General features: G+C 71.1%; 11 protein-coding genes. 10 read left to right on the forward strand and 1 reads right to left on the reverse strand.

The window, feature by feature from the left end:
- The first annotated feature begins 399 nt into the window (after positions 1–399).
- From ngcE to IE305_RS01030, 9 genes are all read left to right on the forward strand, one after another.
- Positions 400–1,854 carry an N-acetylglucosamine/diacetylchitobiose ABC transporter substrate-binding protein gene (gene ngcE, locus IE305_RS00990; protein ID WP_190127408.1) on the forward strand — a complete coding sequence of 485 codons (1,455 nt, stop codon included), beginning with the start codon at positions 400–402 and terminating at the stop codon, positions 1,852–1,854.
- Positions 1,855–1,869: 15 nt separating this feature from the next.
- Entirely contained in the window at positions 1,870–2,784 is a 915-nt protein-coding gene (locus IE305_RS00995) for a carbohydrate ABC transporter permease (RefSeq protein WP_190127409.1), read from the forward strand.
- A complete protein-coding gene (locus IE305_RS01000; RefSeq protein ID WP_190127410.1) occupies positions 2,784–3,662 on the forward strand; it encodes a carbohydrate ABC transporter permease in 879 nt (292 codons plus the stop codon). The genes IE305_RS00995 and IE305_RS01000 overlap by 1 nt, the downstream gene beginning before the upstream one ends.
- A gap of 191 nt (positions 3,663–3,853) precedes the next feature.
- Positions 3,854–5,053 carry an ROK family transcriptional regulator gene (locus IE305_RS01005; protein WP_190128149.1) on the forward strand — a complete coding sequence of 400 codons (1,200 nt, stop codon included), beginning with the start codon at positions 3,854–3,856 and terminating at the stop codon, positions 5,051–5,053.
- A gap of 192 nt (positions 5,054–5,245) precedes the next feature.
- Positions 5,246–6,355 carry a substrate-binding domain-containing protein gene (locus IE305_RS01010; RefSeq protein ID WP_190127411.1) on the forward strand — a complete coding sequence of 370 codons (1,110 nt, stop codon included), beginning with the start codon at positions 5,246–5,248 and terminating at the stop codon, positions 6,353–6,355.
- 37 nt (positions 6,356–6,392) lie between these two features.
- The gene (locus IE305_RS01015) at positions 6,393–7,226 is read left to right on the forward strand and encodes an ATP-binding cassette domain-containing protein (RefSeq protein WP_190127412.1); all 834 of its coding nucleotides are present in this window, start codon (positions 6,393–6,395) and stop codon (positions 7,224–7,226) included.
- Positions 7,223–8,509 (forward strand): sugar ABC transporter permease, encoded by a 1,287-nt coding sequence (locus IE305_RS01020; RefSeq protein ID WP_190127413.1) that lies wholly within the window; start codon positions 7,223–7,225, stop codon positions 8,507–8,509. The genes IE305_RS01015 and IE305_RS01020 overlap by 4 nt, the downstream gene beginning before the upstream one ends.
- A 164-nt stretch (positions 8,510–8,673) precedes the next feature.
- Entirely contained in the window at positions 8,674–10,611 is a 1,938-nt protein-coding gene (gene dxs, locus IE305_RS01025; protein ID WP_190127414.1) for a 1-deoxy-D-xylulose-5-phosphate synthase, read from the forward strand.
- Positions 10,612–10,819: 208 nt separating this feature from the next.
- The gene (locus tag IE305_RS01030; RefSeq protein ID WP_190127415.1) at positions 10,820–12,322 is read left to right on the forward strand and encodes an amino acid permease; all 1,503 of its coding nucleotides are present in this window, start codon (positions 10,820–10,822) and stop codon (positions 12,320–12,322) included.
- A 27-nt stretch (positions 12,323–12,349) separates the two neighbouring features.
- On the opposite strand, the gene IE305_RS01035 is transcribed toward IE305_RS01030, so the two are convergent.
- On the reverse strand, positions 12,350–12,778 hold the full coding sequence (locus tag IE305_RS01035; RefSeq protein WP_190127416.1) for a PIN domain-containing protein: 429 nt from the start codon (positions 12,776–12,778) through the stop codon (positions 12,350–12,352).
- Positions 12,779–12,901: 123 nt separating this feature from the next.
- Between IE305_RS01035 and IE305_RS01040 the strand changes: the two genes are divergently transcribed.
- Positions 12,902–13,984 carry a PLL family lectin gene (locus IE305_RS01040; protein WP_190127417.1) on the forward strand — a complete coding sequence of 361 codons (1,083 nt, stop codon included), beginning with the start codon at positions 12,902–12,904 and terminating at the stop codon, positions 13,982–13,984.
- Position 13,985: the final 1 nt, after the last annotated feature.

Below are 13,985 nucleotides of genomic sequence, written 5' to 3' on the forward strand. Positions count from 1 at the left end.
GACACCAGTGGTGTCAAGGGTCTCGGGGTTGGTGTCGCCAGGGGTCCGGCCGGGCCGTGCGGGGGTGTTGCGCCGGGGTCGCGGAGGGTGCCGGCGGAGGTCTCAAGTCGGGAAAGACTGGCGGTCAACGGTGCCCCGATCTTGCCCAGTTGATCGAAGTGGACTATACCTGTCGGCAATCCGGGGCGGCCGCAGCCCGCCGTGGAGACCAGGGGGAGGAGCGGCGGCCCCGCGCGCCGTGACGGACGCCTTCCCGGCGCACGCCCAGCACCACGCACCCAGCACCAAGCTCAACCGACCTGCGGTGTCGGTTCCTTCGGCGTCCCCGCGCACCCGGCGCGGGGGCCGGCCGGCGGACCGGGCCACCGCCTGAGTCCCGGAGAAGGCGAGGACGTACGCATGGGAACCACCTCGGGAAACACGTCGGGAATCGGGCGCCGCGACCTGGTCAGGCGCGCCGCGGCCCTCGGACTGGTCACCGTGCCGGCCGTCGGGGCGCTCGGCGCCTGCGCGACGGGCGGCGGCGACGGGGACAAGGACGGCAAGCAGGCCGGCAAGGGCACCAAGAGCGCCAAGAACCCGCTCGCCGTGGAGGAGAAGGCGCCCCTGGACGTCGTCATCTTCGACGGCGGCTTCGGGCAGCAGTACGCCAAGGACGCCGAGGCGGACTACAAGGCGGCATTCCCCGGCGCGCAGATCCACCACACGGGCACCCAGGACATCCTCACGCAGCTCCAGCCCCGCTTCAACGGCGGCACCCCGCCGGACGTCATCGACAACTCCGGTGCCAAACAGATGGACATGGGCACCCTGGTCGCCAAGAACCAGCTGGCCGACCTCAACGACCTGCTGGACGCGCCGTCGTTCGACGACCCGTCGAAGAAGGTGCGCGACACGCTGCGGCCGGGCGTGGCCGAGATGGGCCGCTTCGGCGGCAAGGAAACGTGGGTGCTGTACTACGCGTACACCGTCTACGGCGTCTGGTACTCGAAGACGAACCTGGCGAAATTCGACGCGCAGTACCCCGAGACCTGGGACGAGATGCTCGCGCTGTGCGAGAAGGCCAAGAAGAAGGGCGTCGCCGGCTGGACCTACGCGGGCAAGCACCCGTACTACCTGCCGTTCAGCCTCTACCCGTTCATCGCCAAGATCGGCGGACCGGAGGTGCTGACGAGAATCGACAACCTGGAGCCGAACGCCTGGAAGGACCCGGCCGTCAAGGCCGCCTTCGAGGCGTACTACGAGCTCTACAAGAAGGGGTACGTGCTCCAGGGCACGCCGGGGCTCGACCACATCCAGTCGCAGACCGCGTGGAACGAGGGCAAGGCGCTGTTCCTGCCCAATGGCTCGTGGGTGGAGAACGAGTCGAAGAAGACCACGCCGGCCGATTTCCGGATGGCCGTGGCCGCCCCCTCCAGCCTCGACAAGAACCGCGACAAGATGCCGTTCGGCACGATCTGGGCGTCCGGCGGCGAGCCGTTCATCGTGCCGCGCAACGCGAAGAACCCGCGCGGCGGCATGGAGCTGCTGCGCATCATGCTGGGGAAGAAGTCCACGCAGAACTTCATCAAGTCCGTCTCCTCGCTCACCTCTCTCAACGGCGGCACCGACGGCCTCTCCCTGCCGCCGGGCCTCACCTCCTGCCAGGAGACGCTGGCCAAGGCCGGGAAGAACGTGGTGAATCCACGGATCGGGGACTGGTACGTCGCCCTGCAGAAGGAGAAGATCGGGGTGGGCGCGCTGGGCGAGATGATGGCCGGCCGGCTCACGCCCGACGAGGCCATCAGCAAGATCCAGCGGTATGCCGACGAGACCGCGAAGGATTCGTCCGTGAAGAAGTACCGGCACGTCTGAACGGGGTCCCCGCTCATGCAGCACGGCAAGTACCGTTTCATCGCCGGATTCCTCGTCCTGCCGCTGGCCCTCTACGCGGTCTTCGTCATCTCGCCGTTCGTGCAGTCGATCTACTACTCCTTCACGGACTGGACGGGGCTCTCCTCCGACCTGCGGGTGACGGGGCTCGACAACTACCGGCGGCTGTGGCACGACGACATCTTCTGGCAGGCCGTCGGGCACAACGTGCTGTTGCTGCTGGTGCTGCCGCTGGTGACGCTGGGGCTCGGGCTGTTCTTCGCCTTCATGCTCAACGTCGGCGGCCGCCGCCGGAAGAACGCGGCGGTCGCCGGTGTCCGCGGTTCGTCCCTCTACAAGGTCGTCTACTTCTTCCCGCAGGTCCTGTCGATCGCCATCGTCGCGCTGCTCTTCCAGTTCGCGTACAACCCCAACAGCGGCGCGCTGAATTCGTTCCTGGGCGCGATCGGCGTGGACGCCCGGCCGGAATGGCTGGGCAATCCGCACCTGGCGCTGTGGTGCGTGACGGCGGTGATGGTCTGGAGCAACGTCGGATTCTACGTGGTGCTGTTCTCGGCCGGCATGAGTTCGGTGCCGCGCGACTTCTACGAGGCGGCGCTGCTGGACGGCGCCAACCGGCTCCAGACCTTCTTCCGCATCACCCTGCCGCTGCTCTGGGACACGGTGCAGACCGGCTGGGTCTACATGGGCATCATGGCGCTCGACTCGTTCGCCGTCGTGCAGATCATGACGGTGGGGCCGGGCGGGCCCGACTACTCCACCGAGGTGCTGTCCTTCTACCTCTACACCAAGGCGTTCCGCGACGGCCAGGCCGGCTACGCGACGGCGGTCGGCGTCGCCCTGCTCATCGTGACCATGATATTCGCCGGCATCGTGATGAAGCTGGGCCGGCGCGAGCGGCTGGAGTACTGATGGCCCTGCGTACGGATTCCCGGCCCGGGGGGCGCAGCCGGCAGGGCACCGAGGGGACGGTCCTCAACGTCTTCTCGCACGCCGTGCTGATCATCTGGGCGCTCATGGTGACCCTGCCGCTGCTGTGGGCCGTGATGAGCGCCTTCAAGACGGACCGGGAGATCTTCACCTCGCCCTGGTCCCTCCCCGGCGGCCTGCACCTGGACGCCTGGGGGCGGGCCTGGTCGCAGGCGCACATGAGCCAGTACTTCGTGAATTCGCTGCTGGTGGTGGCCTGTTCGCTCACCGGCACGATGCTGCTGGGGTCGATGGCCGCGTATGTGCTGGCGCGCTTCGACTTCCCCGGCAACCGGTTCGTCTACTACCTCTTCGTGGCCGGCATGAGCTTCCCGGTGATCCTCGCGCTGGTGCCGCTGTTCTTCGTGATGAAGAACATGCAGCTGCTCAACACCTACCCCGGGCTGGTCCTCGTCTACATCGCCTATTCGCTGCCCTTCACCATCTTCTTCCTCAGCGGTTTCTTCCGGACGCTGCCCACCTCCGTCGCCGAGGCCGCGGTGCTCGACGGCGCCTCCCACACCCGTACCTTCTTCCAGGTGATGCTGCCGATGGCCCGGCCCGGGCTGATCAGCGTGGGGATCTTCAATTTCCTCGGCCAGTGGAACCAGTACCTGCTGCCCACGGTGCTCAACGTCGGCGACGAGGACATGAAGCTGCTGCCGCAGGGCCTGGTGGCCCTGGCCGCCAGCCAGGGGTACAAGGGCGACTGGTCCGGGCTCTTCGCGGGCCTGGTCATCGCGATGCTGCCGGTGCTGGGCGCGTACATCGTCTTCCAGCGCCAGGTGCAGGCGGGGCTGACCGCCGGGGCCCTGAAATAGGGCCGCCCGGGTGCCCGCGCCCCCGGCGGACCACTGCCGGAGGCACCCTCCGTACGATGGTCGGGGCACTGCCCCGGCCGTTCGTCCTCTTGACGGGACGCAACGACGGCGGCTCAGCTTAGAGTTCATATGTTGTACGGATGGCCGGGCTCCGGAGCCGCAGCCCGGCCGCGAGGTGGGAGTGGATGGGCGTGGAGACTCCGGGGTCGCAGTCGTCGCTGCACCGGGCCAACCTGGAGCGGGTGGTGCGGGCGGTGCGCATGGCGGGCTCCCTCACCCAGGCCGAGATCGCCCGGGCCACCGGCCTGTCGGCCGCCACGGTCTCCAACATCGTCCGGGAGCTGAAGGACACCGGGACGGTCGACGTCACCCCCACCTCCTCCGGGGGCCGCCGGGCCCGCAGCGTCTCCCTCTCCGGCGACGCCGGCACGGTCGTGGGCGTCGACTTCGGCCACACCCACCTGCGGGTGGCCATCGGCAACCTCGCCCACCGGGTGCTGGCCGAGGAGGCCGAGCCGCTGGACGTGGACGCCTCCGCCGCCCAGGGCCTGGCCCGGGCGGAACACCTGGTCAACCGCCTGATCGAGAAGGCGGGCATCGACCGCGGCAAGATCATCGGGGTGGGTCTGGGCGTGCCCGGCCCCATCGACGTGGAGTCCGGCGTCCTCGGCTCCACCGCCATCCTGCCGGGCTGGGCGGGCACCAATCCGCGCGACGACCTCGCCGCCCGCCTCGACGTGCCGGTGCACGTCGACAACGACGCCAACCTGGGCGCCCTGGGCGAGCTCGTCTGGGGCGCCGGCCGGGGCGCCACCGACCTGGCGTACATCAAGGTCGCCAGCGGCGTCGGCGCCGGCCTGGTGATCAACGGCCGGATCTACCGGGGCCCGGGCGGCACCGCAGGCGAGATCGGCCACATCACGCTGGACGAGGCCGGCCCGGTGTGCCGCTGCGGCAACCGCGGCTGCCTGGAGACCTTCACCGCCGCCCGCTACGTCCTGCCGCTGCTGCACTCGGCCCACGGCCCCGACCTGACCGTGCCGCGCATGGTCCGGCTGGCGCACGACGGCGACCCCGGCTGCCGCCGCGTGATCGCCGACGTGGGCCGGCACATCGGCAGCGGCGTGGCCAACCTCTGCAACCTGCTCAACCCCAGCCGGGTCGTCCTCGGCGGCGACCTCGCCGAGGCCGGCGAGCTGGTGCTCGGCCCCATCCGCGAGTCGGTGTCGCGGTACGCCATCCCCAGCGCCGCCCGGCAGTTGGAAGTGGTGCCCGGGGCGCTCGGCGGCCGGTCCGAGGTGCTGGGCGCGCTCGCGCTCGTCCTCAGCGAGATGGGCGACTCCTCGCTGCTGGACGGCAGCGGGGCCGGGGCCGGGGTCCGGGTGCCCTGACGGCCCGGCCTTTCGCACTGCGCTTCCCACTGCGCTTCTCACCGCGCCCCTCACGCGCGGGTTCAACTTCATAACGCATGGCATCGTTGCCTTCTTGTTGTCGTTTCACTGGTTGACGCCTGCTCGGCGCGGGGGGAATCGTGGCGGCCACCTCGGCCGCAATGACGCGGCCTCGTCAGGGAGGTAATGCACGTGAATGCGCATGTGCGTGGCACGGTCGTCGCCCTCGCCGCCGTTTCTCTGGCCGCCGGGCTCGCCGCCTGCGGAAAGGCCAAGGAGGCCGGCGGGAACGACGGCCCGAAGAAGGACCCGAATGCCCCGCTGACCATCGGTCTCCTGCTCCCCGAGAACCAGACCGCCCGCTACGAGCGTTTCGACAGGCCGCTGATCGAAAAGAAGCTCAAGGAGCTCGCCGGCCCCCGCACCACCGTTCTCTACGAGAACGCCAAGCAGGACGCCTCCGTCCAGCAACAGCAGGTCGACACCATGATCACTAAAAAGGTGGACGTCCTGATCCTCGATGCGGTGGACGCGAAATCCATCGCGAGTTCCGTGAAGAAGGCCACCGGCAAGGGCATTCCCGTCGTCGCCTACGACCGCCTCGCCGAGGGCCCCGTCAAGGCGTACACCTCGGTCGACAACGAACGCGTCGGCCGTATCCAGGGCGAATCCCTGCTCAAGGAGCTCGGCGACAACGCCGGCAAGGGCCAGATCGTGATGATGAACGGCGCGATCACCGACCCGAACGCCAAGATGTACAAGGACGGCGCCCACTCCGTGCTCGACGGCAAGGTGAAGATCGGCCGGGAGTACGACACCAAGGAATGGAAGCCGGAGAACGCCAACGAGAACATGAAGGGCGCCATCTCCTCGCTCGGCAAGGACAGCATTGTCGGCGTCTATTCCGCGAACGACGGCATGGCCGGCGGCATCATCACCGCCCTGCACAGCGCCGGCTTCACCAAGCTGCCCCCGGTCACCGGCCAGGACGCCGAGCTGTCGGCCGTCCAGCGCATCCTCACCGGCGAGCAGTTCATGAGCGTCTACAAGCCCTACAAGCCGGAGGCCGACGCCGCCGCCGAGCTGGCCGTGGCCCTCGCCCGGGGCAAGGACGTCAAGAGCGTGGCCAAGTCCACCGTCACCAGCGGCACCACCAAGAAGGTCCCCGCCGTCATCGTCACGCCGCTGCCCCTCACCAAGGGCGACATCGCGCAGTACGTCGGCAAGGAGGGCTTCTTCACCCTCGACGAGATCTGCACCGAGAAGTACAAGGCCCAGTGCGACGCGGCCGGCCTGAAGTGAGCCCCACGGCAGCCGCCCCGGCGGCGCGGCGAAGGAGATGATGCTCGTGTCCGCTACGCCCGTGCTGGCGTTGCGCGGGATCTCCAAGCGGTTCGGTGCCGTGCAGGCGCTCACCGACGTGGAGCTGGAGATCCGTCCCGGCGAGGTGGTCGCCCTGGTGGGCGACAACGGAGCCGGCAAGTCCACCCTGGTGAAGACCATCGCCGGGGTCGCCCCCGCCGACGACGGGGTGATCGAGTGGGAGGGCCGGCCCGTCACCGTGGACCGGCCGCACACCGCCCAGGAGCTGGGCATCGCGACCGTCTACCAGGACCTCGCGCTCTGCGACAACCTCGACGTCGTCGGCAACCTCTTCCTGGGCCGGGAGCTCCGGCGCGCCGGGGTGCTGGACGAGGTGGAGATGGAACGCCGCTCCCGCGAGCTGCTCGCCACCCTCTCCATCCGCATCCCCAGCGTCCGCATCCCCATCGCCTCGCTCTCCGGCGGGCAGCGGCAGACCGTCGCCATCGCCCGCTCGCTGCTCGGCGAGCCCAAGGTCGTCATCCTCGACGAGCCCACCGCGGCGCTGGGCGTCGAGCAGACCGCCCAGGTCCTCGATCTGGTCGAACGACTGCGCGAACGCGGCCTGGGGGTGATCCTCGTCAGCCACAACATGGCCGACGTCCGGGCCGTCGCCGACCGCGTCGCCGTCCTGCGCCTGGGCCGCAACAACGGCACCTTCGACGTGCGCACCACCACCCAGGAACAGATCGTCTCGGCCATCACCGGGGCCACCGACAACGCCGTCACGCGCCGCGCCCGGCGCGCGGCGGACCGTACGGAAGCGGCTGAAGCGGCCGGAGCGGCTGAAGCGGAAGGGGGCGGGGCATGACCACCGACCTGTCGGAGAACGCCGGCGAGCCGCGGGAGACGCCCCCGGCCGCCGGGCAGGCCGTGGCCGCCGTCGACCCGCGGCTGCTGGTCCGCGAGGAGGGCTTCGCCGGCTACTGGAGCGAGTTCCGGCGCAAGCTGCGCAGCGGCGAGCTGGGCTCCCTGCCCGTGGTCGTCGGGCTGATCGTCATCGGCCTCGTCTTCCAGGTGCAGGACTCCGCCTTCCTGGGCGCCGAGAACCTCTCCAACCTCTTCGTCACCGCCGCCGGCACCGGCCTGATCGCGGTCGGCATCGTCTTCGTCCTCGTCCTCGGCGAGATCGACCTGTCCGTCGGCTCGGTCAGCGGCCTGGCCGCGGCCGTCCTCGCCGTGCTCAACGTCCACCACGGCGTGCCCGAGTGGCTCGCGCTCCTCCTGGCCCTCCTCACCGGCGCCCTCGCCGGTGCGCTGCACGGCTTCTTCTTCGCCCGCATCGGCGTCCCCGCCTTCGTCGTCACCCTGGCCGGCCTGCTCGGCTGGAACGGCCTGATGCTCCAGGTGCTCGGCGCCAACGGCACCGTCAACCTCGACGACTCCGGGCTGGTCGCCGCCCTGACCAACCACTACTTCACCGACATCGCGGCGGCCTACGGCCTCGCCACGCTGGCCGTGGCCGCCTTCTTCCTGGCCTCCTGGCGCGACAGCAGGCGCCGCGAGGCGGCCGGCGTGCCCAGCCGGCCGCTGAGCGAGCTGGTGCTGCGCACGGCGGCCCTGGCGGTGCCCGCGTACGTGGTGGCGTGGCTGTTCAACCAGTACAAGGGCCTGCCGCTGGCCGTGGTGATCTTCCTCGGGGTCGTCGTGGCGTCCGACTTCGTGCTGCGCCGCACCTCCTACGGCCGGAAGGTCTTCGCGCTGGGCGGCAGCGTCGAGGCCGCCCGCCGGGCGGGCATCGACGTGGCGGCGGTACGGATCTCCGTCTTCGCCCTGTCGGGGGCTACGGCGGCGCTCGGCGGCATGTTCCTGGCCTCCCAGATCAACGCCGCCAACCAGTCGTCCGGGGCCGGCAGCCTGCTGATGAACGCCATCGCGGCCGCCGTGATCGGCGGCACCAGCCTCTTCGGCGGGCGCGGCTCGGCCTGGTCGGCGCTGCTGGGCGTGCTCGTGATCCAGTCCATCGCCTCGGGCATGGCCCTGCTGGGCATCGCCTCGGCCGTGCAGTACATGATCACCGGTGCGGTGCTGCTGGCCGCCGTGGTGATCGACTCCCTCTCCCGCCGCACGCAGAAGACGGCGGGGCGGGCGTAGCAGCGGCACCACCGCGGCCGGGCGCTCGTACACCCGTACGGGCGCCTGCTGGGCCGTTCGCGTGAGATAGGTCGCAGCACCCGTTCACCGCCACCGCGGGCGGAACATTAGACTCGACGGACTGCAATCTGATCAGCCCGACAGCTCGACGAAGGAGGCAACGGGTGGCGCTGCTGACCCGCATCAGGGGACCGCGCGATCTGGACCGGCTCAGCCCGGAGCAGCTCGACCGGCTGGCCGCGGAGATCCGCACCTTCCTCGTCGACGCCGTCTCCAAGACCGGTGGCCACCTCGGCCCCAACCTCGGCGTGGTCGAGCTGACGATCGCCCTGCACCGCGTCTTCGACTCGCCCGTGGACCGCATCCTGTGGGACACCGGTCACCAGGCGTACGTCCACAAGCTGCTCACCGGCCGCCAGGACTTCTCGAAGCTGCGTGCCAAGGGCGGCCTGTCGGGTTACCCCTCGCGGGCCGAGTCCGAGCACGACGTCATCGAGAACAGCCACGCCTCCACCGTCCTGAGCTGGGCCGACGGCCTCGCCAAGGCCAACCAGGTGAAGGGCCGCAAGGACCACGTGGTGGCGGTCATCGGCGACGGCGCCCTCACCGGCGGCATGGCCTGGGAGGCGCTGAACAACATCGCCGTGGCCAAGGACCGGCCGCTCGTCATCGTCGTCAACGACAACGAGCGCTCCTACGCGCCCACCATCGGCGGCCTCGCCAACCACCTGGCCACCCTGCGCACCACCGACGGCTACGAGCGCTTCCTCGCCCGCGGCAAGGACCTGCTGGAGCGCACCCCCGTCGTGGGCAAGCCCCTCTACGAGACGCTGCACGGCGCCAAGAAGGGCCTGAAGGACTTCATCGCCCCGCAGGGCATGTTCGAGGACCTCGGCCTGAAGTACGTCGGCCCCATCGACGGCCACGACATCGAGGCCCTGGAGTCCGCGCTCCAGCGCGCCAAGCGCTTCAACGGCCCCGTCCTCGTGCACTGCCTCACCCAGAAGGGCCGCGGCTACAAGCACGCCGAGCAGCACGAGGCCGACCGCTTCCACGGCATCGGCGCCATCCACCCCGACACCGGCCTGCCCGTCGCCTCCGGCGGCGCCAGCTGGACCTCCGTCTTCGCCGACGAGATGGTGAAGCTGGGCCGGGAGCGCGAGGACGTCGTGGCGATCACCGCTGCGATGATGCAGCCCGTGGGCCTCGGCAAGTTCGCCCAGGAGTTCCCCGACCGCGTGTACGACGTCGGCATCGCCGAGCAGCACGCCGCGACCTCCGCGGCCGGCCTGGCCACCGGCGGCCTCCATCCGGTCTTCGCCGTCTACGCCACGTTCCTCAACCGCGCCTTCGACCAGGTGCTCATGGACGTCGCCCTGCACCAGTGCGGTGTGACCTTCGTCCTGGACCGGGCCGGCGTCACCGGCGACGACGGCGCCTCCCACAACGGCATGTGGGACATGTCCATCCTCCAGGTCGTCCCCGGCCTGCGCATCGCCGCGCCCCGCGACGCCGACCAGGTCCGCGCCCAGCTGCGCGAGGCCGTCGACGTCAAGGACGCCCCCACCGTCGTCCGCTACAGCAAGGGCACCGTCGGCCCGGCCGTCGAGGCCGTCTGCCGCATCGGCGGCATGGACGTGCTGCGCCGCCCCGCCGACGCCACCGAGAAGCCCGACGTCCTCCTCGTCTCCGTGGGCGCGCTCGCCCCGATGTGCCTGGAGATCGCCGACCTCCTCGACAAGCAGGGCATCTCCACGACCGTCGTCGACCCGCGCTGGGTCAAGCCCGTCGACGAGGCCCTGCCGGGCCTGGCCGCCGAGCACCGCGTCGTCGTCACCGTCGAGGACAACGGCCGCGTCGGCGGCGTGGGCTCCGCCGTCGCCCAGGCCCTGCGCGACGCGGGCGTCGACCTGCCGCTCCGCGACTTCGGCATCCCGCAGCGGTTCCTCGACCACGCCTCCCGCAAGGAGCTCATGGCCGAGATCGGGCTGACCGCCCCGGACATCGCCCGCCAGGTCACCGGGCTGGTGGCCAAGCTGGACGGCCGCTTCGACGAGGAGACCCCCGGGGCCCCCGAGACGGCCGACGCCGTACGCGACTGACGCCACCGGCACCACCGGCATCCAGGGCCGGCCGGACCCCGTACAGGGTGGTCCGGTCGGCCCTTTCCCGTACCGCGGGAATGTCCTCCATCGGGTGAATCCTGACGGGGGTGGCCGTTGTCACCCCTCCACGGCACCGAACATCGCGGACACTCGCCCAGTTCAGGCAGGACAGGACGAGCGACGCCGAGCAGGTGGAGGTGAGCCCGTGAGCGCGCAGCAGCCCGCCCGGAACGGCCGCGGCAGGAGCGGAGTGTTCCGGACCAAGACCGTCGAGCAGTCCATCCAGGACACCGAGGAGCCGGAGCACACGCTCCGCAGGGACCTGTCCGCCCTCGACCTGACCGTGTTCGGTGTCGGTGTCGTCATCGGCACCGGCATCTTCGTCCTCACCGGGAAGGTCGCCAAGGAGAACGCGGGCCCCTCGGTGGCCCTGGCCTTCGTCCTCGCCGGCGTGGCCTGCGCCCTGGCGGCGCTGTGCTACGCCGAATTCGCCTCCACCGTGCCGGTGGCCGGCTCCGCGTACACCTTCTCGTACGCCTCCCTCGGCGAGCTGCCCGCCTGGATCATCGGCTGGGACCTCATCCTGGAGCTGGCCCTGGGCTGCGCCGTCGTCGCCGTCGGCTGGTCCAGCTACATCCGCTCCCTCCTCGACAACGCCGGCTGGCACCTGCCCGGCGTGCTCACCGGCTCCCACCACGGCACGCTCGGCTTCGACCTCCTCGCCTGCATCCTCGTCCTCGTCCTGACCGGCATCCTCGTCGCCGGGATGAAGCTCTCCTCGCGGGTGACGACCGTGGTCGTGGGCGTGAAGGTCACCGTCGTACTCCTGGTGATCATCGCCGGGGCCTTCTTCATCAACGGGGACAACTACCACCCCTTCGTCCCGCCGTCCAAGGGCACCGAAGGCGGCAGCGGCCTCGCCGCGCCCCTGATCCAGCTGATGTTCGGCTTCACCCCGTCGAACTACGGCGTGATGGGCATCTTCGCCGCCGCAGCCGTCGTCTTCTTCGCCTTCATCGGCTTCGACATCGTCGCCACCGCCGCCGAGGAGACCCGCAACCCGCAGCGCGACGTGCCGCGCGGCATCCTCGGCTCCCTGGCCATCTGCACCCTGCTGTACGTCGCCGTGTCCATCGTCGTCACCGGCATGGAGAAGTACACCGACCTGTCCACCGAGGCACCGCTCGCCGACGCCTTCAAGGCCGTCGGCCACCCCGTGTGGGCCGGAGTCATCAGCTTCGGCGCCGCCGTCGGCCTCGTCTCCGTCTGCATGATCCTGCTGCTCGGGCAGAGCCGCGTCTTCTTCGCCATGAGCCGCGACGGGCTGCTGCCGCGCTTCTTCTCCACCGTCCACCCGCGCTTCGGCACGCCGCACCGCTCCACGATCCTGCTGGGCGTCGTCGTCGCGATCGTCGCCGGGTTCACCTCGATCGACGTCCTGGCCGAACTGGTCAACATCGGCACACTGTTCGCCTTCGTCGTCGTCGCGCTCGGTGTCGTCATCCTGCGCCGCATGCGCCCCGACCTGCCGCGCGCCTTCCGCACGCCGTTCGTGCCGGCGGTGCCGGTGCTGTCGGTCCTCGGCTCGCTGTGGCTGATGCTCAACCTGCCGGCGGAGACATGGGTGCGGTTCGCCATCTGGATGGCGATCGGCGTGGTGCTGTACTTCGTGCACGGCAGGCGGAACAGCCGGCTCAACGTGCGCTGAGGGGGCGCTGGGGAGGCGCTGGGCGTCCTACGGCCGGACCGCGCGCGGCCCGGTCACCTCGGCGCCCAGCGCCCGTACCCGCTCGCGCAGCCCCCGGTCGGCGGTGACCACCACGCGGCGCCGCTCGGGGGGCTGCCGGGCCACGACCTCCACCACCCGGTCGTCCCCGCTGCCGTCCGCCGCCTCCACACCCACGCCGGGCACCGGGGCCGTACGGCGCGCCGCGCCCTCCACCACGAGCACCACCTCGACCGGGCCCGGCAGCGGCGGCTCCACGGCGCCGGGCGGCAGCCCCGCCGTGGCGTACGTCACGAGGCGGTCGCGCAGCCGCTCGGCGGCCCCGAGCCGGTCGCGCCACCAGCCGTCGGGCACCGAGCCCACCACGTTGGCGGCGTCGACGACGAGCAGGGGGAGGCGAGAGGTGCCGTGAGAGGTGCCGTGAGGGGTGTCACTCATGCATCCAGCCTCGCACGCCCGCCCACCGAAGTGGATCTCCACCGGTGTTATGGTCGGGGGTCGACGAAGAGCGACGGGGAGCACAGGGCTCCGACAGAGTCCGAGAGAGGCTGGCAGCGAGTCATGGCAGTGCGGACCGCCACCCCCACCACCGGCTGGCTGCTGCGGGGCACCGACGGGCGGCTGACGGCCTGGGCCGCGGTCGCCGGCGGCGTGCTCCGCTGGACCGAGACCCGCCCCGGCGGCCCCGGGTGGACCGGCCCGCAGCGCTTCGACGTGCCCGGCCTGGAGCCCCGCCTCTCCATAGCCCGGACCCCCCAGGGGTACGTCCACCTGGCCGGCCTGCGCCGCCGCGCCCACGACGACGGGCGCGCCGAGACCGACGTCGTCTACACCACACAGTTCCAGTCGGGCCTGGCCATGACGCCGTGGCGCTCGATCGGCACGCCCTACGGCCAGGACTGGCAGCGCGCGGACCAGATCGGCGCGCCGACGGTGGTCGTGGACTCGGTGGGCGCGCACATCGTGGTGCGCAACGCGGGCGGCGGCGTGTGCGCCCGGCGCATGGACGTCCGCGGGGCGTGGGGCCCCTGGACGGACATCAAGGGCAGCCACGTCCTCGACACGGTGTCCGCGGCCGTCACGGACGACGGCCGCATCGAACTCCTCGCCCCGGCCGAGGAGTTCGTGCTGCGCTGGCGCCAGGAGGAACCGGGCGGCCCGCTCCGCCGCGTCCTCAACACCCCGGCGAAGCCCCTGGCGGGCTCCGCCTCGTCGGCCCCCGCCGCGGACGGCCGCATCGCCCACTACTGGCGCTCGGCGGCGGACGGCGTCCTGCACGTCCAGACCCCCGACGCCGGCCCGGACGGCGCCGAGGCCCCGGCCCCGGTGCCGCTCACGTCCCTCGGCGGCGACGGCCAGGGCCCGGTGGCGTCCCTCCGCACCGAACTGGCCGGCCGCCCCTGCACGATCCTGGCCCAGCGGGCCCCCTCGGGCCGCCCGGCCGTGACGGCCTTCCCGGACGACGCCCCGTCGGAAGCCACCTGGCAGGAAACGGGCGAACCCTGCGTGGGCGCCCCGACCCTGACCCTGGACGCGGCGAACCGCGTGGTCCTGGCCACGATCACCCCGGAGGGCGGGCTGAGGGTGGCCCGCCAGAAGGACGGCGAACCGGGGCTGGCGTTGGGGGAGTGGGAGCGGGCCTGAC

The sequence above is a fragment of the Streptomyces mashuensis genome, assembly GCF_014654785.1.
In the GTDB taxonomy this organism is placed as follows: domain Bacteria; phylum Actinomycetota; class Actinomycetes; order Streptomycetales; family Streptomycetaceae; genus Streptomyces; species Streptomyces mashuensis.